Raw genomic sequence first — 18,631 nt, 5'->3', positions numbered from 1 at the left:
CACCGCTCGTGGCGGCCATCGTTGGGCTGCTCGGCGGCAGGAGGGATCAGGGTGTGACGGAGAGTGGCGGGGTCCAGGCGCCCCTCGGCCGGCGGGCGGCGACGAAGGCCCGCACGCGGGAGTCGCTGCTCGACGCGGCCCGCCGCGTCTTCGCCGAGCGCGGGTACGGGCCGGCCTCCGTGGAGGAGATCGCGCGGACGGCCGGGGTGTCGGTCGGCTCGGTCTACGTCCACTTCGCCAGCAAGGAGGCGCTGTTCACCGCGCTGGTCGAGGCGCAGACGTCCGCCGACGCGGCCGCGAAGGCGGCGATCGTCCACGACGACCCGGACGAGACCTTCGCGGCCCTGGACCGCCTCGTCGCCGACGTCGCCGACTCGCGCGAGGAGGCGCTGCTCGACGCCGAGGTGTGGCTCTACGCGGTCCGCCACCCCGAGTTCGCGGGTCGGCTCGCCGAGCACGAGGTGCGGCTGGCCCGGCTGGCCGGCGAGCAGCTCTCGCGCGACTGGGACGACCTCGACCCGGCGGTGCGTGACGCGGTGCGCGACGACGAGCTCGTCGTCGCGGCGGCCGCGCTGTACCACGGGATGATCCGGCTGCGACGCGTCCTCGGCGAGGACGCCGTCCCGTCGGACCTCTACAGCCGCGTGCTGCGGCTCATCCTGCGGCTGCCCCCCGGTCGAACCGATCCGTCACCGGGTACAGCAGCGCCGTGACCTCCCGGAACCTGACCTGGATCCCGCGCCTGCTCGGCCTGGCCACGGCCGGCTACAGCGTGGCGATCATCGCCGACCCGTCCCTGTTCGCGAAGCCCACCGGCCTGCAGGCCGACGGCGCCCCGCTGCCCACCGCCACCGCCGTCGGCGTGCGCGCGATCGGCGGGCGCGACCTCGCCTCGGGCCTGGCGATGGCCCTGGCGCCGGCGGGGAAGGCGCTGCGCACGGCCATCGCCGTGCGGGTGGGCGCGGACGTCGCCGACCTCGTGGTGCTCGGCACGACGCTGCCCGACCCGACGGCCCGGACCAAGGCAGCCGGCGTCGCGGCGGCGTGGGGCACGCTGTGCGGGCTGAGCTACCTCGCGGCCGGCGACTGATCGGCCGGCACCTCGGCGGGCCGCAGGTGGTAGACACCGGCGCCCGGGGTGAGCGGGTGCAGGTCGTAGACGTGGACGACCTTCGGGCCGTCGTGGAGGTGGGTGTGGGTCACCACGGGCAACGGCGCGCCGTGCCGCGCCTCGCGGACCTCCACCCGCCCGTCGAGCGGGCCCCCGACGTAGAGCAGCACCGCGTCGTCGTCGGTCATGGCGGCCTCCTCGGGACGGGTGGGCGGGCGGTGCAGCGGGCGGTGCGTCGGGACCAGGGTAGGGATCGACGGCGTCCGGCGCTGCGTCTCTTCGGAGGCAAGCGGTGACGAGCAGTGACGGCGGCGGTGACGGCGTCCGCAACTGGACGGCACCGGGCACGGCGCCGCTGGTCCCCGAGATCACGCTGCTGCTGGCCGACGACATCCACCGCACGTGGTCGGCGCTCGACGAGGAGGCGCCGCCGTTCTGGGCCTTCGCCTGGGTCGGCGGCCAGGCCCTGGCGCGCCACGTCCTCGACCACCCGGAGATCGTGCGCGGCCGCCGCGTCCTCGACCTCGCGTCGGGGTCCGGGCTCGTGGCGATCGCCGCCGCCCGCGCCGGGGCGAGCGCCGTCGTCGCGTCCGACACCGACGCCCGCGCCCGCGCCGCGGTGGGGCTGAACGCGCAGGCCAACGGCGTCGAGGTCGAGGTCGTCGGGGACGTGCTCCACGGCGAGGTGGACCTCGACGTCGACGTCGTCCTGGCGGGCGACGTGTTCTACGAGCAGCCGATGGCCCGCCACGTCGAGCGCTTCTGCGACGAGGCGTCGGGGGCGGGCGTCGACGTGGTCGTCGGCGACCCGGGGCGCGAGTACCTGCCGCGCCGTCGCTGCACCGCCCTGGAGAGCTACGAGGTGACCGGCACCCTCGACCTCGAGGGCGGCGCGACCACCCGCACCACGGTCTACCGGTTCACCTGAGGTCTCTCCCTCCTGTAGAAACCGTCCCGTCTGACGGTCACGGGGCTCGGGAGGTCGCTGGTGCGTGCGGTGCAGGTCGTCCGGCTGGACGGGCCGGGGGCGGTCGAGGTCAACGAGGTCGACGAGCCGAAGGCCGGTGGTGACCAGGTCCTCATCGACGTCGAGGCCGCCGGGGTGGTGTTCCCGGACCTGCTGCTGACCCGCGGCGAGTACCAGATGAAGCCCGAGCTGCCGTTCGTGCTCGGCAACGAGGTCGCCGGCACGATCCGCGAGGCGCCGGAGGGCTCGGGGTTCTCGGCCGGCGACCGGGTCGCGGCCCTGCCGGTCGTCGGCGGGTTCGCGGCGACGGTGGCGTGCTCGACCGAGACCGTGTTCGGGCTGCCCGACGAGGTGTCGTTCGACGTCGCGGCCGGGTTGCCGATGAACTACCTGACCGCGCACTTCGTGCTGGAGACCCGCGCGCGGCTCGAGGCCGGGGAGACCGTCCTGGTGCACGGCGCGGCCGGCGGCGTGGGCATCGCCTGCATCCAGTTCGCCAAGGCCCGCGGGGCGACCGTCATCGCCGTCGTCTCCTCCGACGGCAAGGGCGAGGTGGCGACGGCGGCCGGGGCGGACCACGCGATCGCGGTCGAGGGGTTCAAGGACGCGGCGAAGGAGCTCACCGGCGGGAAGGGCGTCGACGTCGTGGTCGACCCCGTCGGCGGCGACCGGTTCACCGACTCGCTGCGCAGCCTCGGCGACGACGGCCGGCTCGCGGTCGTCGGGTTCACCGCCGGCGAGATCCCCACGGTCAAGGTCAACCGGCTGCTGCTCAACAACACCTCGGTGGTCGGCGCCGGGTGGGGCGCCTACGCGTCGAAGCGGCCCGGCTTCATGCACCGCCAGTGGGAGGCGATCCGCGACGACGTCGCCGCCGGGCGGCTCGCCCCGCCGATCAGCGCGACCTACCCGCTGTCCGAGGCCGCGTCGGCGATCGGCGAGCTCGCCGAGCGGCGCGTCACCGGCAAGGTCGTCATCCACCCGCGGGAGAGCTGAGTGGACCTCGCGCACACCCGCAGCGGCACCGGGGAGCCGGTGCTGCTCCTGCACGGGATCACCCACCGCCGCCAGGGGTGGGACCTCGTCGTGCCGCTGCTGGAGGGCGAGCGCGAGCTCTGGGCGCTCGACATGCCCGACCACGGCGAGTCCCCGGAGCTGCCCGGCGACTACGCCGGCGACATCGCTCCGCTCGCCGACGCCGTCGAGGCCTTCAGCCGCACCCACGGGCTGGAGCGCCCGCACGTCGTCGGGAACTCCATGGGCGGGCTCGTCGCGCTGGAGCTCGCCGCGCGCGGGACGGTCCGGTCGGCGACGGCGCTGTCGCCGGCGGGGTTCTGGTCCGCGGCCGAGCGGGCGTACGCGAAGGCCGTGCTCGGCGGGGCGCATGCGCTGCTGTCGGTCATCCCCTCGCAGCGCCTCGAGCGGATGCTCGGGGTGCCGCTGCTGCGCACCGCCGTGGTCGGTCTGCTGCTGGCCCACCCGTCGCGCATCGACCCGGTGCAGATCACCGGCGACCTGCAGGGGCTGAGCCACCCCGGGGCGTCGTTCGCGACGATGCTGGACCACCTGGACACCTGGGTGCCGCCGGCGCGGGCGTCCGTCCCGACGACCATCGGCTGGGGCTCGCGCGACCTGCTGCTGCCGCGCTGGCAGTCGTCGCGACTGCGCCGTGCCCTGCCCGACGCCGCGGTCTACATCCTGCCCGGCTGCGGGCACGTGCCGATGGGCGACGACCCGGCGCTCGTCGCCGACCTCATCCTCGCCTCGACGCGCCCGCGTCCCTGACCGCCGGGGTGCCCACGCTCGTCCTCGTCCGGGGCCTGCCGGCGTCGGGCAAGACGACGCGGGCGCGGGCGCTGGTGGCGTCGCGGCGGCCGGGCTCGATCCTGCGGGTCAACCGCGACGACCTGCGCCGCAGCATGGTCGACCCGTCCTACTCGGCGCCGGTCGACGCCGTGGAGCGCCGGATCTCGGACGCGGAGTGGCGGCTCGTGCGGGGGGCGCTTCTCGACGGCGTCGACGTCGTCGTGGACGCCACCAACCTGCGCTCCTCGGTCGCCCGGCGCTGGCTCGCGCTCGCTGAGGCGTGCGGGGCGGCGTGGCGGGTGGAGGACGTGCCCGCCGACGGCCCGGTCGACCTCGAGGAGTGCGTGCGTCGCGACGCGGCCCGCCCGCCGGTGGAGCGGGTGGGGGAGGAGGTGCTGCGCGACCTGCACGCACGCTTCGTCGACGCGGAGACCGGCCGGCTCGCGCCGCTGGACCCGCCGGCCCGGCTCTCGTCGGCCGGTGGGGCGCCGTACCGGCCGGTGCCGGGGACGCCGTCGGCGGTGGTGGTGGTGGTGGAGGGGATGCGGGGCGCGACCACCCTCGTCGAGGGACTCGTCGCCACCGGCCACCGGGTGATCGCCTGCTCCGCGCGCCCCGAGGAGGAGCGGGTCGCCGTGGCGGACCTCCTCGCCCGGGAGCTGGACGTGCCCCTCGAGGCGGTGCTGCTGCGACCGCCGGGCCGGCGCGGCGGCGACGCCGCGGCCCTGCTCGGGCTGTTCGACGAGCACGTCCGCGATCGGTACACCGTCGTCGGTGTCGTCGAGTCGCGCCCGGTGCCCGCCCGTGCGTGGCGGCGGACGGGCCTGCCCGTCATCGGCGTCGTCGACGGCGAGGCGTGACGTCCCCGCACGCGACGCATGGTCGTGCCAGCATGGGTCCGTGGCCCACGAGAACGAGTGGTACTACTGCCTCAAGCACCACCGGGTCGAGCCGTGGGACGGCTGCCGCGCGGCGGACCGTCTCGGGCCGTACCCGGACAAGGAGACCGCCGAGCACGCCCTGGAGATCGCGCGGCAGCGCAACGAGGCGGCGGACAAGTACGACGAGAGCTAGCCGACGCGTGCTGGCTAGCGGTACCAGCGGCGGTGGGCGGTGCGCGCGACGTCGGTGACGGTCGCGACGAGCGCGGCCTGCTCGGCGCGCAGGCGCGCGGCCGGCAGCGAGATCGCCAGCGCGGCGCTGACGCGGCCGTTGGGGTCGGCGATGGGGGCGCAGACGCACGCGAACCCGGGGGCGTACTCCTCGCGGTCGAGCGCGTAGCCGTCGCGGCGCACGCGGGCGAGCTCGGCGTCGTAGGCGGCCGGCGAGGTGATCGTCCAGGGCGTGTAGGCCGTCCACTGCGACGGGTCGAGCCGGGCGCGGCGCCCGGGGGCGTGGGCGACGAGCACCTTGCTGGCCGCGAGGGCGTGGGCCATCGACGGCGGGATGCGGGCCGGCAGCTCCGGGACGAGGCCGAGCCCCTGGTGGCCGCGGACGTCGAGCACGTCGATGAGGTCGTCGTCGGCCCACTCGACGAGGTACGCCCAGGCCCGGGCGCGGCGGTAGAGCTCGCTGACGGCGTCGGAGAGCACCTCGGGGAGCCCGCGCGCCTGCGGCGCACGCACCGGACCGGGTCGCAGGCGGTAGCCGCCGGCGCGGGTGCGCTCGACCTGGCCGGACGCGAGCAGGCCCCTCACCACCGGGAGCACGCCGGTGTGCGAGCGGCCCAGGTGCCCGCCCAGCGCCGCGAGGTCGACGCCCTCGGGGTGCGCCGCGAGCATGCGCAGGACACGCAGTGTCCCCGGCGCGACGACACCGACCGGCGCGGTGCGCGGCGGCCGGTGGGGCAGATCGCCCGTCCGGGGGAGCGGTAGCTCGACGGTCACGTCGAGTGATCCTAGGAAGCCGCCGCTCCCGCCCGGAAGGCGCCTGCTCTGAGAAGGCTCTGAGGTCTAGTCGGCCTCGAGCTGCGTCCCGCAGGACGGGCAGCGGGTCGGCGGGTCCTCGTCGGCGAGCCGGCCGCACTCCGGGCAGACGCGGTGCATCCAGCACGCCGGGTCGCCCCCGGCGTCGTCGGGCAGCTCGGCCGGTGACGTCACGGTGCCGATCGTCCCACGTCGTACGGTCTCGGCGTGATCCTGGCGAAGGTCCCGGACCCGCGGCTGGTGACCGTCCGCCGCGGCGGCACGCTCACCGACGAGGACCACCACCGGCTGGCCCTCTGGGCCGCGACGTGCGCCGAGCACGTGCTCGGACTCTTCGAGGCGGTGCGGCCGGATGACCCGCGACCGCGGGAGGCGATCGAGCACGCCCGGGCCTGGACGCGCGGCGAGGTCGCGATGATGGTCGCGCGGGCCGCGGGCGGCCACGCGATGGGGGCCGCGCGGGACCTGCGGGGCGCCCCGCGGTTCGCCGCCTACGCCGCCGGCCAGGCCGCGGTCGTCGCGCACGTCGCATCCCACGACCTCGGCGCCGCCGCCTACGCGATCAAGGCCGTCCGGGCGTCCGAGGGCGAGGCCGCGGGACGGCGGGAGTGCGCGTGGCAGCGCGAGCAGCTGCCGGACGCGGTGCGGGAACTCGTCCTCGACGACCAGCGGAACCGCAACGCCTTGTGCTGGTCGGTGTTCGACTGCTGACCGCAGAAAAGGGAGCAGAAAGGGGAAAAGCCCCGGCCGTCGACCTCGTGCGAGGTTCGTGACCAGGGCTTTCCGGGGTGGGCGATACTGGGATTGAACCAGTGACCCCTACCGTGTCAAGGTAGTGCTCTCCCACTGAGCTAATCGCCCGAGGCGCAGGCGGGAATCGAACCCGCGTACAGGGCTTTGCAGGCCCTTGCCTAAGCCACTCGGCCACTGCGCCAGGCTTCCGGAGGTCGTCCGGCCCGCCGTGGCGACATACCAGCCGAGGAGCCTCCCGAGCGGACGACGGGACTCGAACCCGCGACCCTCACCTTGGCAAGGTGATGCGCTACCAACTGCGCTACGTCCGCGTGTGGCCGGCGGGTTCCGGATCACGATTCCCGCCGTTGCCGACGAACAGAACACTACTGCATCGTGCGTCCCGCGTTCCTCGCGGGGGGGGGGTGCCCCGTCAGCTCGGGTCGCTGGAGAGCAGCAGCCCGAGGGCGTGCTCGAGGTCCAGCCAGTCGTCCTCCGCGCCCGGCGCGACGATCTCGTGGGTGCGGGCCAGGAACTCCGACACCTCACGGCTCGCGGCGCGGAAGGTGGCGTGTCCCGAGGGGGAGCTGAGCTCGATCTCGATCGACTCGCCGTCGTGGTCGGAGGGCCGGATCCGGACGTCACCGGCCCCCGACGCCCCGAGGAGTCCCTCGGTGAGCAGGTCCCGCGAGAACACCCACTCCACCCAACCGGCGCGGCCGGTCCGGAAGGCCGCCTGCACGGCGTAGGGGTCGCGCGTGTCGTAACGCATCTCGACCTGGACGGGCACGGGCGGGTTCGGCGGACCGACGAGATCGAAGACCGCCGTCGAGCGGATCGTCGTGTGGTCGTTGAGCATGAGGCTGCCTTTCGCACGCTGCTGTCGTCGGGGGAAACGACTGGCGGACGACCCTGTGACGCCGGTTCACCCGGCTCACGCATGCATCACACCGTACGAGCACTCCGTGACTCTCGTACCCGGTTCGGTTCCGTAACGAACCACCCTCCCCGGCCGGGCGTTCGGGCGTGCCCCGTCAGCACTAGCCTGAGCGACGTCTGACCCGGACACGGACGCCGAAGGGGAGGGTCGACCAGTGACCGACGCGTCGCGAGGAGTCCCGGGGGCGGCTCCGGAGCGTGACGACCACGGTGCTGGCCAGGTGACCGACGTCACATTGCTCGAACAGATCGGCGAGCGCAGCGCGGACGCCCTCGCGCAGCTCTACGACCGCTTCGGCCGCCCGGCCTACTCGCTCGCGCGTCGCATCTGTGTGGACGAGGCGTTGGCGGAGGACGTGGTGCAGGAGGCGTTCCTCGTGGTGTGGAGGGACCCGGGGCGGTTCGACCCGGCCCGCGGGTCGGTGTCGAGCTGGCTGCTCACGCTGGTCCACCACCGGGCCGTCGACGCGGTCCGCCGCGAGGCGACACGGCGGAAACGGACGGTGGCGCCGAGCGCCGACGGCGAGGAGTGGGGCATCCCGGCGGGTCCGGGGGCCGACCAGGCGGCCCTCGGGGCGGTGGTCGCCGGGAAGGTGCGCGACGCGCTCGCCGAGCTGCCCGCCGAGCAGCGCGAGGCGATGGCCCTGGCGTACTTCGGCGGCTACACGCAGCGCGAGGTGGCGAGCCTCGTCGGGGTCCCGCTGGGGACCGTCAAGTCCCGGATGTTCGCCGGGGCGCAGAAGCTCCGGGCCCTGCTGGGCCCGCACGTCCGGGTGGAGGGGGAGGGCCGATGAGCGACCACGCCGCCCCCGCCACCCACACCGGCGCCCACGACGCCCTCGCCGTCGGGTGGGCGCTGCACACGCTGGACGGCGCCGAGGAGACCGACTTCGCCGCGCACCTCGAGACCTGTCCGGTCTGCCGGAGCACGGTGGACGAGACGCTCGAGACCCTCGGGGCGGTCGCCGAGGCCGTGGTGCCGGTCGACCCGCCACCGGCGCTGCGGCAGCGACTGCTGGACGCGGTGGCGGAGGAGGCCGCGCCGGCACCCGCTGCCGACACGACCGTCGTCCCCCTCGCGCCCCGGCGCCGCCGGGCGACGCGGTGGATCGCCGCCGCGGCCGCCGTCCTCGTCGTGGCCGCGATCGGCGGGCTCACCGCGGTGAACCAGTCGCTGCGCGACGAGCGCGACGCCGCGCAGGCGAGCGCCAGCGCCCAGGCGCAGCGCGAGGCGGCGATCACCGACGTGCTGCGCGACGCCGGGACGCCGGGGGTGCCGCACGCCGTCCTCGCGACGCCGCAGGGCGGCCTGGTCGGGGTCGTCGTCGACGACGGCTCCGGCAGCCGGGTCCTGTCCACGGGGCTCCCGGCCAACCCGAGTGACGAGACCTACGTCCTCTGGGGGCTCGAGGACGGCACTCCGCGGGCACTCGGGACGTTCGACGTGGCAGGGCAGGGTCCGGACGTCCTGTCCGTACCCTCGTCCGCGGGGGCGGTCCCTTATGTCGGGTTCGCGGTCTCCTTGGAGCCCGGGCGCACGGCGCCCGCCTCGCCGACCCGAGTCGTCGCGAGTGGACAGGTGGGACGTTGAGCGAACCGGCCGAGCAGTCGACGGCGACCGCCGAGCAGCCTGCCGACCTCCCGGCGGCACCTCGCCGCCGGACGCTGGGGACGCGGCTGCGCCACTTCCGGGCGCGGGTCCGCGGCAACCCGCGGGCGAACACCGCCTGGCGCCTCGGCATCGGGATCGTCGGCACGCTCGTGCTGGCGCTGGGCATCATCGCCATCCCGTACCCGGGCCCCGGGTGGCTGATCGTCTTCGCGGGCCTCGGCATCCTCGCCACCGAGTTCACCTGGGCGGGCCGGCTGCTCCGCTTCGCCCGGCGCCACTACGACCGCTGGATGGCGTGGGTGAACCGCCAGAACATCGTGGTCAAGGTACTGCTGGGTCTGCTCACCTGCGCGGTCGTGCTCGCCACCCTCTGGCTGCTCGGCGCGTTCTACCTCGTGGCCAAGCTCGTCGGACTCGGCGCCTGGACCTGGCTGCAGAGCCCCATCGCCTGATGGTCTAGGCTCGTCTGCGCGACGGGCGATTAGCTCAGGGGGAGAGCGCTTCGTTCACACCGAAGAGGTCACTGGTTCGATCCCAGTATCGCCCACCAGCAAAGGCCCTGGTCACAGCCCCGCACGGCGCTGAGGCCAGGGCCTTCGTCGTGTCCGCCGCGTGCCGTGACCGAGGGGGGCGACGGTGAACGACGGGAACGGTGGGCGCCGTGATGGTCGGGTCATCGCGCTGCTCGGGCTGCTGGTCGCGATCGTGGCCGCCGCCGCGGCGGTCCTGGTCATCCCCAGCGACAACTTCCAGTCGTTGATGGCCAGCAGCTTCGATCAGGAGGTCAACACCCAGCAGGACCTCGACCGGTTCGTCACCACCATCGTCGCTCGCCAGGACAGCCCGTTCCTCGAACGGGTACTCGGGCGACGTGTCGAGCTCGAGACAAGCTTCGATGGCCGGCTGGGGGCCTTCCGTGTCAACGCCCCCGACGTCACCGGGGACCCGGTCCTCGACCGGACGGGGCCCCTGCCCGACTTCCGGATACCGACCACGCAGTGCCCCGGGAGCGAAGGGCGGCTGGTGCCGCTCTACGTCTTCCTGCGGGGCGACGTCGACAGCGGGCGGTTCGCCTGGTTCCCGGGTCGGTCGAGGGCGGCGCTGAACGGATTCTGGGACGTGGATCGCGTTCGGTCCCAGACGGACGGCAGCTTCTGCACCGTCGACCTCCGCCTGCACGCCGACTAGCGGGCGGCGTCGTCACGGCCGGACGTTCTCCAGGTCCTCCAGCAGGCTCGGGTGGGTCGGGTGGGTCGGGTGCCAGCCCAGGGCGTCACGGGTGTGCGCGCTGGACGCCGGCTGGTCCATGGCGAAGATCGGGCCGAACGGACCGAAGGTCTCCTCCGGCACGGAGTCGACGGGCAGGCCGAGACGCCGGCCGACGACGGCGGCGATGGCGCGGACGGCGTCGCCCTCGTCGGCGACGGCGTGCCAGGCGGTCCCGGCCGGGGCCGTCTCGAGCGCGAGGCGGAACAGCACCGCCGCGTCGCGGGCGTGGACGGCGGGCCAGCGCTGGGTGCCGTCGCCCGGGTAGCCGGCGACGCCGGTGCGGCGCGCGGCGTCGGTGAGGAGGCCGGCGAAGCCGCCACGGCCCTCCTCGTGGACGGTCCGCGGCATGCGCACGGCCGTGGCCCGCAGGCCCGGGGTGGTCAGGAGCGTGGTCACCGTCCGGCCACGCCCGCCGACGGGTCCGTCGGTGGGGAGCGGGTCGGCCTCGGTGGACGCGCGGCCCGGGACCCACGGCGTCCCCGAGACGACGACGAGCGGGCGGTCGGTCCCGGCGAGCTCCTCGCCGAGGGTGGCGAGGGCGGCGGTCTCCTCGGCGACGCCCCGCGCGAGCGCCTCGGGCGTGCCGTAGTCGCGGCCGAACGCCAGGCCGATCACGCCGTCCGTCCGTGCCGCCCCGGCCCGCAGGACGTCGAGGTCGGCCAGCCCGCCGGGCAGCGCCTCGGCGCCCGCCTTCTCCAGGGCCCGCGCCGACTCCTCCGAGCGCGCCAGGGCGAGCACCGAGTGGCCGTGGTCGAGCAGTTCGGCGACGACGGGGGTGCCGATGGTTCCGGTGCCGCCGGTGACGAAGACGCGCATGGGGAGCTCCTCGCGAGGTGATGAGACCGTGTCTCATCAACGTAGCACCGATGACGAGACTCTGTCTCATCACTACGATGGTGGCGTGGGTCGCTGGGAGCCGAACGCGCGGATGCGGCTGGTGCGCGCCGCCGTCGACCTGAGCGCCGAGCAGGGCTACGACGCCACGACCGTCGCCCAGATCGCCGAGCGGGCGGGGCTGACGAAGGCGACGTTCTTCCGTCACTTCCCCGACAAGCGCGAGGTGCTCTTCGCGGGCCAGGAGGAGCACAGTGCGCTGCTCGCGGCCGGGATCGGCGCCGCGCCGGACGGGGCCTCACCGCTCGACGCGGTGAGCGCCGGGCTGGACACCCTCGCCGCGTCGTTCACCCCCGAGCAGCGGGAGTTCGGGCCGCGCCTCGCCGAGGCCGTCCGCGGCAGCACCGAGCTGCAGGAACGCGGCGCGCTCAAGGACGTCCGCCTCGCGTCCGCGATGGGCACCGCGCTGCGCGAGCGCGGCGTCCCCGAGCCCGCCGCGCACCTGGCGGCCGAGCTCGGCGTCCTCGCGGTGAAGCAGGGTTACGCCCGGTGGTGCGACGGCGCGGGCGACGACGACGGCGGGCTCGCCGAGCAGATGCGGGCCGCCCTCGCGGAGCTGCGCGAGGCGACCGTCGCCCTGGGCCCGTAGACACCGCCGCCGGGGCGGGGTTCGATCCCGAGGGCATGAGCACCCCGTCGCCGACCGCGTGGTCGACGACGGCGGTCGCCCCCGACCAGGCCTTCGACTACTGGCGCGACGTCATCTGCGACGCCTTCGTCCAGCTCTCCGCCCGGCCCGGGCGCGAGGGACCCTTCACGGGCGCCATCGAGCACGGGGCCGTCGACGACGTCGCGCTCTCCACCGTCACCGCCGACGCGCAGCGGGTCGACCGCACCCGCGCGCTCATCGCCCGCAGCCAGGAGGACTACCTGCTGGCCAGCATCCAGGTCGCGGGTTACGGCGAGGTCCGTCAGGACGGGCGGGTGGCGGGGCTGCACGTCGGGTCGATGGCCTTCTACGACAGCACCCGGCCCTACACCCTCGACTTCGGCGACCGCTTCCGGCAGCTGGTCATCCAGGTGCCGCGCTCGGCGCTGCCCCACGGGCGCGTGCGGGACGCGACGGCCGTCGCGCTCGTCCCGACGGGGCCGACCCGGCTGGTGTCCGACTTCTTCGTCGGCCTCGCCCGCGAGGCCGAGCAGGGCCGGGCGGAGCCGGCGCTGGTGCCGCACGCGCTCGGGCTCCTCGAGTTCGCGCTGGGCGTCGCGAGCTCCTCCGCCGCGCCGCCGGGGGAGGCGGCCCTCCGCGAGCGGATCCGGCGCGCCGTCGCGCGCGCCGCGACCGAGCCCGGGGTGAGTGCCGACGACGTCGCCGCCGCCTGCCACGTCTCCCGCCGCACGTTGTTCCGCCTGCTGGCCGCCGACGGCGTCACCTTCGCCGAGCTGCTGCGTGCCGAACGCGTCCGGCGGGCGCGGGCGATGCTGCGGGACCAGCCGCGGCTGCCCGTCGCGGTCGTCGCCGCGCGGTGCGGCTTCGGCGGGGAGGCGCAGCTCCACCGCACCTTCCGCGCCGCCACGGGCGTCACGCCGGGGGAGTTCCGCGCGCGGTAGGCACGCATCGCGAGGCCCGGTGGCACGGGCCGTCAGTCCGGCGCCGCTCCAGGCGCCGAGCCTCGTCGGGACGACCGTCGCTGACGAGGAGGACCCCATGGCGCACGTGGTAAGGGCGGCCGCGGTGCAGGCCGAGCCCCGCTGGCTGGACCTCGACGCCGGTGTCGAGCACATGATCGGCTACATCGCCGACGCGGCGTCCCGGGGCGCCCAGCTCGTCGCCTTCCCCGAGACGTTCATCCCCGGCTACCCCTGGTGGATCTGGCTCGACGCCCCGGCGATGGGGATGCAGTACGTGCCGCGCTACGCGGAGAACTCCATGACCCGCGACGGCGAGCACATGCGCCGCATCGCGGACGCCGCCGGACGGCACGGCATCCACGTCGTGTTCGGCTTCAGCGAGCGGGCCGGCGGGAGCCTCTACATGTCGCAGGCCCTGATCGCCGACGACGGCCGGGTCATCAGCGTGCGGCGCAAGCTCAAGCCCACGCACGTCGAGCGCTCGGTGTTCGGCGAGGGCGACGGCAGCGACCTCCAGGTGCACGACACCCCGCTGGGCCGCGTCGGCGCGCTGAACTGCTGGGAGCACTTCCAGCCGCTGACGAAGTACGCGATGTACTCGCTCGGCGAGCAGATCCACGTCGGCGCGTGGCCGAGCTTCTCGCTGTACCGCGGCGGGGCCCGGGCACTGGGGCCGGAGGTCAACAACGCCGCGAGCCTCGTCTACGCCGTCGAGGGCCAGACGTTCGTCGTCGCCCCATGCGCGGTCGTCGGGCAGGCCGGGCACGACCTCTACTGCGACACGGAGACCAAGCGCCAGCTGCTGATGCAGGGCGGCGGGTTCGCCCGCATCTTCGGTCCCGAGGGCACGCCGCTCGGCGAGGACCTGCCCGAGACCGAGGAGGGCATGGTGATCGCCGACCTCGACTTCTCGATGATCGCCATCGCCAAGTCGGCCGCCGACCCCGTGGGGCACTACTCGCGTCCCGACGTCATGCGGCTGCTCATCAACCGCGCGCCCAACCCCGTCGTCGTCGACCGCAGCGTGCCCGCCGCGCCCGCGTTCGTCGACGCCGACGAGCTCGCGCAGGCCGTCGCGGACTGATCGTCGCCGTCGGCCAGGATGGCGGCGTGACGGACCTCTTCGGCACGCCGACGCCCGGCCCGGGCCGCGACCCCGGACCGATCGGCAAGGTCGTCCTCGTCCTGCTGTGGGCCGCGCTCGGCGTCATGCCGATCGTCCTCTCCTACGGCGACCTGCAACTGGCGACGGGCGCCGTCGGCACGCCGGGGACGCTCACCGTCGAGCAGTGCACCGACCTGGGGGAGGGGCGCTACGACTGCAGCGGCCGGTTCACCCCCGCCGACGGCAGCCCGGCCGTCGCCGTCGACGCCTCCCCGGACTCCTCCGCCGGCGACGTGACGCCCGCGCAGCTGACCCCCGAGGGCGACCGCGCCGTCAAGAACGGGACCGCCGGCGTCCTCGCGGCCCTGACCCTGCCCGCCCTGGGCGTGATGGTCCTGGCGTTCCTGCCCGCCATCGCGCTGTGGGGTTTCGGGAGCCGGCGCAGCAAGCGCCCGGCCGTGCTCGTCGGCGTCGGGGTGGCGGTAGTCGGGGCGATCGGCGTCGTCGTCGGCCTGGTCGCCGCCTACGCGTGATGGCGGCCTCGCTCGGTGCGTTCGTGCTCGGGACGCCGGATCCCCGCCGCCTGGCCGGCTTCTACGCGCAGCTCCTGGGGTGGGTGGAGGTCGAGGGAGCCGACCCGTCGTTCGTCCGCCTCCGCGCCCCCGAGCGTGAACGGCCCGGCCTGAGCTTCCAGCTCGAGCCCGACCACGAGCCGCCGGTCTGGCCCCCGCGGCCGGGGACGCAGCAGATCCAGGGCCACGTCGACGTGCTCGTCGACGACCTGGAGACCGAGGTCGCGCGGGCGCTCGCCCTGGGCGCCACCCGCGAGGAGCATCAACCGGGCGACGGCGTCGTGGTCCTGCGCGACCCCGACGGTCACCCCTTCTGTCTGTTCCTCGAGGGGAGCTGAGCGGTCCGACGTGGCGGTGGTGATCACTGCGCCGCGCGGTCAGAGACCGCCCCGGAGCGACGACCAGTCGGCCGCCATGATCGGCTTGGCGAGCAGCCCAGGGATCGCGGTCGAGCCCACATGGACCATGTTGCTGCTCAGGTGCTGCCCGAGCAGCTCGCGCGCACCTCGCTCGCGAAGTCCAGCGCCCGCCGCTGCGAGGGCGGGTCACGATCGACCAGCCGCACCTGCTCGAACGACCACGCAAGAAGGCCCTCGCCCGCACCGCAGGTCTCGTGCACCACGGACGACCGAAGCGCTCGACGCTCGAGGGGTCAAGATCATTTAACGGCCCGCTGGGGTCGACCTTCGGAGACCGTCGGCACGCGGTCGGTCGGTGTCCGCCCGGACCGTTTGCTCAGGTATTTGCACTGCCTGCGCCGACGGGCCCGTCGTTGTCGGGGGTCCGCTCTAGCATCGAACACATGAGCGAACGCGGGGTCGGGGTGGTGGAGCGGGCGCTGCTCGACCGGGCCCGCGACGCCGAGGTCGCCCGGCGCCGCGACTACTACGCACGTCTGGAGCTGGTGGCCGAGCTGGACCGGGCGGCGGTGGCCGAGGCGACCGGGGACCGCGGCACGGTGCGGTTGTTGCAGGCGCAGTGGAACGTCGATCACGGCGAGGCCAAGCGGCTGCTCGACGAGGCGGGCGACCTGCTGCCGCGCCGGTCGTTGCAGGGTGAGCGGCTGCCGGCTCGGTTCCCGTGCACTTCTGCCGCGGTGGCGGCGGGCGCGATCGGGCCGGGTCACGTGGTGGTGATCCGCCGGACCATGGCGCGCCTCGAACGCATCAGTGACCTCTCGGTCGAGGACTGGGTGGAGGCGGATCGGTTCCTGGCCGAGAAGGCCCGCCAGATGTCCCCGGCCGGGCTCACCGCGCTGGCCAAGGCGCTGGTCGCCCACCTCGATCCGGACGGGGAGGCGCCGCCGGAGGGGGAGGAGCGCTGCGACGAGCTGCACGTGGTGCGCCGCCGCGACGGTCGGCTGGATTTCAAGGGCAGCCTGCACGACCCGGCCGATGCCGAGGTGTTCCTGGGGACCATCGACCCGCTGGCGGAGAAGCTGGGCCCGGAGGACACCCGCAGCCTCGAGCGGCGCCGTGCGGATGCGTTGAAGGAGGTCGTCGAGAACGCCGACCCGGCCGACAGGGACGCGGCGGACGACTCGGCAGCCGACAGGGACGCGGCAGACGACGACGCGGGCGAGTTCGTGTTGATCCCCGAGTCGCGCCACCCCGAGCCCCGCCGCCCCGAGCCGGCGGCCAAGCCGACCAGGCCCTCAGGGCCGTCGAGGTCGGGTCGGGTGTTGCTGACGCTGACGATGGACCACCGGTGGCTACAGCAGGCGGTGGGGCACGGGGTGCTGGACTCCGGGGCACTGGTCCATGCGCAGACGGTGCGGCGGCTGGCCTGCGACGCCGGGGTCATCCCGATGGTGTTGGGGTCACGCTCCGAGCCGCTGGATGTGGGCCGCCGGCAGCGCACCGCCCCCGAGGCGATCCGCCGGGCGCTGCACCTGCGTGACGGGGGTTGCGCGTTCCCGGGTTGCACCCGCCCGCCGCGGCGTTGCCAGGCCCATCACGTCGATCACTGGCTCGACGGTGGGGACACGTGTGTGGAAAACATGTGCCTGTTGTGCAGGTTCCACCACCAGCTGGTCCACCACGGCCACTGGACCATCACCATGATCGACGGCCGGCCCTGGTTCACCCCGCCGGACTGGATCGACCCCGACCGACAACCAAGGCCCGGCGGACGCGCCCGCTCGCCCGTCGCGGCGAGCGCCTGGCCACCGTCGGACGGAGGGAATCGGACGGCCGGGTTGCCGTGTCCCGGAGCGTCGCCCGCCCGCGGCTCCCAGTAAGCTCTCCGGGCCGCGGTCGAACAGACGGCCGCTTCGTGGATCGGGGCGCCCGCGCGAAGCGCCGTGCTCGCCAGGTCCCCTCGCACGTGAACCCCTGCCGGCACCCCGGCAGGGCCGATCCGTGCGCCCGGGACCGCCGGCGACGACGCGTGACGGTGCTGCCCCGACGTCGTCGCGACCGTCGAAGGTGGGAGAGCGCGTGCACCCCGGTCAGGTCGAGCAGCTGGTCGTCGCCCTGCGGGGCGCGGCGCGGACCCTCCTCGACCGTCGGACCATCCGAGATCTGCAACAGACGCTCTCGGAGATCGTCTCGGCGGCCGTCGAGACCGTCCCGGGAGCGGTCGCGGGCGGCATCTCGGTGACCGAGGACGGGATCGTCGACAGTCGCAACCCCACGAGCCGCGGGATCTCCGAGCTCGACCGCCTGCAGAGCGAGCTGCACGAGGGGCCGTGCGTCACCGCGCTCGAGTCGCCCGCCGGGGACGGCGTCGTCATCGCCGACGACCTCGCCGGGGCGGACGCCGAGCGCTGGCCCCGGTTCGCGCCCGCCGCCGTCGCCGCCGGGTACCGCTCGGTGCTCTCGACCCAGCTCGTCACCAACGGCTCGTCGCGCGCCGCCCTGAACCTCTACGCCACCGACCCCGGCGTCTTCGATCTCGAGGCCCGCGTGACCGCCGGCCTGTTCGCCGCCCAGGCGGCGATGCTCCTCTACGGCAGCGAGCAGGTCGTCCACCTGGGGCGCGCCGTCGACAGCCGCGACGTCATCGGCCAGGCCAAGGGCGTGCTCATGGAGCGCTTCTCCGTCGACGAGACCGAGGCGTTCCGGATGCTCGTCGAGTCGTCGCAGGGCACCAACCTCAAGCTCGTCGACGTGGCCCGCTGGCTCGTCGGCGAGGTCACCCGCCGCGGCAGTGCCCGGCTCGAGTCCGGCCAGGAGACCTGAGTCGACGGTCGGCCCGCGCCTACGCGGCGGCCTGACGGCGGGCACGCCGGGACGGCCGCGTACCGTGCCCGCCATGCCGGGCTTGACGTGGCCGCCGCGCGACACCGACCGCAACCGCTTCCTGGCCCGCGTGCAGATCGTGGTCTACGCGGTGGTCACCGCGTACTTCGGACTGTTCGCGCTCGTCTCGGGCGCGTTCGTCCCGTGGGCGATCTTCACGGTCGCGCTGGCCGCGACCGTGGTGACGGGTGTGGCCCTGCTGCTCATGCGGGCGCAGCGGCGGGCCGCGCAGCCGGCCGGGCCCGCCGCCGAGCGCTGAGGGTCGTCAGGCCGAGGGCCCGGAGGCGACCGTCTCCCAGCGGCGCGACAGGTCGTCGAGGTGGGCGAGCAGCTGCGTCATCTCCGCGTGCTCGGCCATCAGCTCGCCCTCGAGGGCGAGCACCCGCTGGTGCACCCGGTGCAGGGCCTCGCGTCCCTGGTCGGTCAGGCCCAGGAGCTTGCGACGGCCGTCGGCGGGTGCCTGGGTGCGCTCGATCAGGCCGCGTTCCTCCAGCCGGCGACAGACGTCGGCCATGGTCGACCGGTCCAGCGCCACCGTGTTCGCCAGCGAGCCCTGGTCGAGGCGCGGGTGCGCCTCGACCGTGACCAGCACGGCGTACTGCGGTCCCGTCAGCACCGGGTCGACGCGGCGTGCCCAGGCGGCGGTGTAGGCCTGGTGCAACCGGCGGGCCAGATAACCCGGTGCTCGACGGATGGCGTCCGGGGTGGTCGGACCACCGTTCCTCGCGTCCCCCTCGCTTGACATTCATCCACTGTGACACAACCGAGTGACACACAACGCATCTCCGGCCACGGTCGGTGTGCTGAGCGGTCGTCCTCTTCGGTCACCGGGCGTTCGGTTGGTTCCTCCAGCCGTGTGGATCCGTCCGGGCGCCGAGGTGGGGC

Annotated in this window: 28 protein-coding genes and 4 tRNA genes; 21 read left to right on the top strand and 11 right to left on the bottom strand. The window is 74.6% G+C overall.

What is annotated here, in order from left to right:
• Nucleotides 1-53: 53 nt before the first annotated feature.
• Nucleotides 54-713: a TetR/AcrR family transcriptional regulator gene (locus ABD994_RS04915; protein ID WP_345411308.1), complete on the top strand. Its 660-nt coding sequence runs from the start codon at nt 54-56 to the stop codon at nt 711-713.
• A complete protein-coding gene (locus ABD994_RS04910) occupies nt 710-1,090 on the top strand; it encodes a hypothetical protein (protein ID WP_345411307.1) in 381 nt (126 codons plus the stop codon). Before ABD994_RS04915 ends, ABD994_RS04910 begins: the two co-directional genes overlap by 4 nt.
• On the opposite strand, the gene ABD994_RS04905 is transcribed toward ABD994_RS04910, so the two are convergent.
• Complete coding sequence (locus tag ABD994_RS04905) at nt 1,069-1,299, bottom strand: hypothetical protein (RefSeq protein WP_345411306.1); 231 nt, start codon at nt 1,297-1,299, stop codon at nt 1,069-1,071. The genes ABD994_RS04910 and ABD994_RS04905 overlap by 22 nt on opposite strands.
• A gap of 104 nt (nt 1,300-1,403) precedes the next feature.
• Here ABD994_RS04905 and ABD994_RS04900 point away from each other — a divergent pair, with 104 nt between their 5' ends.
• From ABD994_RS04900 to ABD994_RS04880, 5 genes are read left to right on the top strand one after another with little or no spacing between them, the layout of a single operon-like run.
• Nucleotides 1,404-2,039 carry a class I SAM-dependent methyltransferase gene (locus ABD994_RS04900; RefSeq protein WP_345411305.1) on the top strand — a complete coding sequence of 212 codons (636 nt, stop codon included), beginning with the start codon at nt 1,404-1,406 and terminating at the stop codon, nt 2,037-2,039.
• Nucleotides 2,040-2,099: 60 nt separating this feature from the next.
• Nucleotides 2,100-3,074, top strand: a complete 975-nt coding sequence (locus ABD994_RS04895) for an NADPH:quinone oxidoreductase family protein (RefSeq protein ID WP_345411304.1) — start codon at nt 2,100-2,102, stop codon at nt 3,072-3,074.
• Nucleotides 3,075-3,863, top strand: coding sequence for an alpha/beta fold hydrolase (locus tag ABD994_RS04890; RefSeq protein ID WP_345411303.1), 789 nt, complete (start codon nt 3,075-3,077; stop codon nt 3,861-3,863).
• An 8-nt stretch (nt 3,864-3,871) separates the two neighbouring features.
• The gene (locus tag ABD994_RS04885) at nt 3,872-4,744 is read left to right on the top strand and encodes an AAA family ATPase (RefSeq protein WP_345411302.1); all 873 of its coding nucleotides are present in this window, start codon (nt 3,872-3,874) and stop codon (nt 4,742-4,744) included.
• A 40-nt stretch (nt 4,745-4,784) separates the two neighbouring features.
• Nucleotides 4,785-4,958 carry a hypothetical protein gene (locus tag ABD994_RS04880; RefSeq protein WP_345411301.1) on the top strand — a complete coding sequence of 58 codons (174 nt, stop codon included), beginning with the start codon at nt 4,785-4,787 and terminating at the stop codon, nt 4,956-4,958.
• Nucleotides 4,959-4,972: 14 nt separating this feature from the next.
• Here the strand turns inward: ABD994_RS04880 and ABD994_RS04875 are convergent, their stop codons facing one another.
• Both ABD994_RS04875 and ABD994_RS04870 read right to left on the bottom strand, forming a co-directional pair.
• Nucleotides 4,973-5,770, bottom strand: a complete 798-nt coding sequence (locus tag ABD994_RS04875; protein ID WP_345411300.1) for an IclR family transcriptional regulator — start codon at nt 5,768-5,770, stop codon at nt 4,973-4,975.
• Between the two features lie 66 nt (nt 5,771-5,836).
• On the bottom strand, nt 5,837-5,983 hold the full coding sequence (locus ABD994_RS04870; RefSeq protein ID WP_345411299.1) for a hypothetical protein: 147 nt from the start codon (nt 5,981-5,983) through the stop codon (nt 5,837-5,839).
• A 33-nt stretch (nt 5,984-6,016) separates the two neighbouring features.
• Between ABD994_RS04870 and ABD994_RS04865 the strand changes: the two genes are divergently transcribed.
• A complete protein-coding gene (locus ABD994_RS04865; protein WP_345411298.1) occupies nt 6,017-6,520 on the top strand; it encodes a putative immunity protein in 504 nt (167 codons plus the stop codon).
• A gap of 78 nt (nt 6,521-6,598) precedes the next feature.
• On the opposite strand, the gene ABD994_RS04860 is transcribed toward ABD994_RS04865, so the two are convergent.
• From ABD994_RS04860 to ABD994_RS04845, 4 genes are all read right to left on the bottom strand, one after another.
• Nucleotides 6,599-6,670 (bottom strand) — tRNA-Val (locus ABD994_RS04860).
• Nucleotide 6,671: 1 nt separating this feature from the next.
• Nucleotides 6,672-6,743 (bottom strand) — tRNA-Cys (locus tag ABD994_RS04855).
• Nucleotides 6,744-6,800: 57 nt separating this feature from the next.
• A tRNA-Gly gene (locus tag ABD994_RS04850) sits at nt 6,801-6,873 on the bottom strand.
• Between the two features lie 101 nt (nt 6,874-6,974).
• Complete coding sequence (locus ABD994_RS04845) at nt 6,975-7,400, bottom strand: SsgA family sporulation/cell division regulator (protein ID WP_345411297.1); 426 nt, start codon at nt 7,398-7,400, stop codon at nt 6,975-6,977.
• Nucleotides 7,401-7,701: 301 nt separating this feature from the next.
• Between ABD994_RS04845 and ABD994_RS04840 the strand changes: the two genes are divergently transcribed.
• The 5 genes from ABD994_RS04840 to ABD994_RS04820 all read left to right on the top strand — a co-directional run bounded on the left by ABD994_RS04840 (nt 7,702) and on the right by ABD994_RS04820 (nt 10,280).
• Complete coding sequence (locus tag ABD994_RS04840) at nt 7,702-8,274, top strand: sigma-70 family RNA polymerase sigma factor (RefSeq protein ID WP_345411296.1); 573 nt, start codon at nt 7,702-7,704, stop codon at nt 8,272-8,274.
• Nucleotides 8,271-9,071, top strand: coding sequence for an anti-sigma factor (locus tag ABD994_RS04835; protein ID WP_345411295.1), 801 nt, complete (start codon nt 8,271-8,273; stop codon nt 9,069-9,071). Before ABD994_RS04840 ends, ABD994_RS04835 begins: the two co-directional genes overlap by 4 nt.
• On the top strand, nt 9,068-9,544 hold the full coding sequence (locus ABD994_RS04830) for a TIGR02611 family protein (protein ID WP_345411294.1): 477 nt from the start codon (nt 9,068-9,070) through the stop codon (nt 9,542-9,544). Before ABD994_RS04835 ends, ABD994_RS04830 begins: the two co-directional genes overlap by 4 nt.
• Nucleotides 9,545-9,567: 23 nt before the next feature.
• Nucleotides 9,568-9,642 (top strand) — tRNA-Val (locus ABD994_RS04825).
• A gap of 86 nt (nt 9,643-9,728) precedes the next feature.
• Nucleotides 9,729-10,280 (top strand): hypothetical protein, encoded by a 552-nt coding sequence (locus tag ABD994_RS04820; protein ID WP_345411293.1) that lies wholly within the window; start codon nt 9,729-9,731, stop codon nt 10,278-10,280.
• Nucleotides 10,281-10,292: 12 nt separating this feature from the next.
• Here the strand turns inward: ABD994_RS04820 and ABD994_RS04815 are convergent, their stop codons facing one another.
• A complete protein-coding gene (locus ABD994_RS04815) occupies nt 10,293-11,177 on the bottom strand; it encodes an NAD-dependent epimerase/dehydratase family protein (RefSeq protein WP_345411292.1) in 885 nt (294 codons plus the stop codon).
• Between the two features lie 85 nt (nt 11,178-11,262).
• Between ABD994_RS04815 and ABD994_RS04810 the strand changes: the two genes are divergently transcribed.
• The 5 genes from ABD994_RS04810 to ABD994_RS04790 all read left to right on the top strand — a co-directional run bounded on the left by ABD994_RS04810 (nt 11,263) and on the right by ABD994_RS04790 (nt 14,842).
• Complete coding sequence (locus ABD994_RS04810) at nt 11,263-11,844, top strand: TetR/AcrR family transcriptional regulator (RefSeq protein ID WP_345411291.1); 582 nt, start codon at nt 11,263-11,265, stop codon at nt 11,842-11,844.
• 35 nt (nt 11,845-11,879) lie between these two features.
• Entirely contained in the window at nt 11,880-12,806 is a 927-nt protein-coding gene (locus ABD994_RS04805; RefSeq protein ID WP_345411290.1) for an AraC-like ligand-binding domain-containing protein, read from the top strand.
• Nucleotides 12,807-12,903: 97 nt separating this feature from the next.
• Nucleotides 12,904-13,911 carry a carbon-nitrogen hydrolase family protein gene (locus tag ABD994_RS04800; RefSeq protein ID WP_345411289.1) on the top strand — a complete coding sequence of 336 codons (1,008 nt, stop codon included), beginning with the start codon at nt 12,904-12,906 and terminating at the stop codon, nt 13,909-13,911.
• Between the two features lie 26 nt (nt 13,912-13,937).
• Nucleotides 13,938-14,465, top strand: a complete 528-nt coding sequence (locus ABD994_RS04795; RefSeq protein WP_345411288.1) for a hypothetical protein — start codon at nt 13,938-13,940, stop codon at nt 14,463-14,465.
• Nucleotides 14,465-14,842, top strand: a complete 378-nt coding sequence (locus tag ABD994_RS04790; protein ID WP_345411287.1) for a VOC family protein — start codon at nt 14,465-14,467, stop codon at nt 14,840-14,842. Before ABD994_RS04795 ends, ABD994_RS04790 begins: the two co-directional genes overlap by 1 nt.
• Nucleotides 14,843-14,881: 39 nt before the next feature.
• Here ABD994_RS04790 and ABD994_RS31640 read toward each other — a convergent pair whose 3' ends face one another.
• Complete coding sequence (locus tag ABD994_RS31640; protein ID WP_425550015.1) at nt 14,882-14,971, bottom strand: hypothetical protein; 90 nt, start codon at nt 14,969-14,971, stop codon at nt 14,882-14,884.
• Between the two features lie 8 nt (nt 14,972-14,979).
• On the bottom strand, nt 14,980-15,123 hold the full coding sequence (locus ABD994_RS04785; protein ID WP_345411286.1) for a hypothetical protein: 144 nt from the start codon (nt 15,121-15,123) through the stop codon (nt 14,980-14,982).
• Between the two features lie 207 nt (nt 15,124-15,330).
• Between ABD994_RS04785 and ABD994_RS04780 the strand changes: the two genes are divergently transcribed.
• The 3 genes from ABD994_RS04780 to ABD994_RS04770 all read left to right on the top strand — a co-directional run bounded on the left by ABD994_RS04780 (nt 15,331) and on the right by ABD994_RS04770 (nt 18,005).
• Nucleotides 15,331-16,743, top strand: a complete 1,413-nt coding sequence (locus tag ABD994_RS04780) for an HNH endonuclease signature motif containing protein (protein ID WP_345411285.1) — start codon at nt 15,331-15,333, stop codon at nt 16,741-16,743.
• 199 nt (nt 16,744-16,942) lie between these two features.
• The gene (locus ABD994_RS04775; RefSeq protein WP_345411284.1) at nt 16,943-17,686 is read left to right on the top strand and encodes a GAF and ANTAR domain-containing protein; all 744 of its coding nucleotides are present in this window, start codon (nt 16,943-16,945) and stop codon (nt 17,684-17,686) included.
• Between the two features lie 73 nt (nt 17,687-17,759).
• Nucleotides 17,760-18,005 carry a hypothetical protein gene (locus ABD994_RS04770; protein ID WP_345411283.1) on the top strand — a complete coding sequence of 82 codons (246 nt, stop codon included), beginning with the start codon at nt 17,760-17,762 and terminating at the stop codon, nt 18,003-18,005.
• Between the two features lie 6 nt (nt 18,006-18,011).
• On the opposite strand, the gene ABD994_RS04765 is transcribed toward ABD994_RS04770, so the two are convergent.
• Nucleotides 18,012-18,491: a MarR family winged helix-turn-helix transcriptional regulator gene (locus tag ABD994_RS04765; RefSeq protein ID WP_345411282.1), complete on the bottom strand. Its 480-nt coding sequence runs from the start codon at nt 18,489-18,491 to the stop codon at nt 18,012-18,014.
• Between the last annotated feature and the right edge of the window lie 140 nt (nt 18,492-18,631).

Origin of the sequence: Actinomycetospora chlora (assembly GCF_039542135.1) — a bacterium.
GTDB lineage: Bacteria > Actinomycetota > Actinomycetes > Mycobacteriales > Pseudonocardiaceae > Actinomycetospora > Actinomycetospora chlora.
The sequence above is the reverse complement of the archived record's forward strand: the minus strand, read 5'-3'. Positions and strand labels throughout refer to the sequence as shown.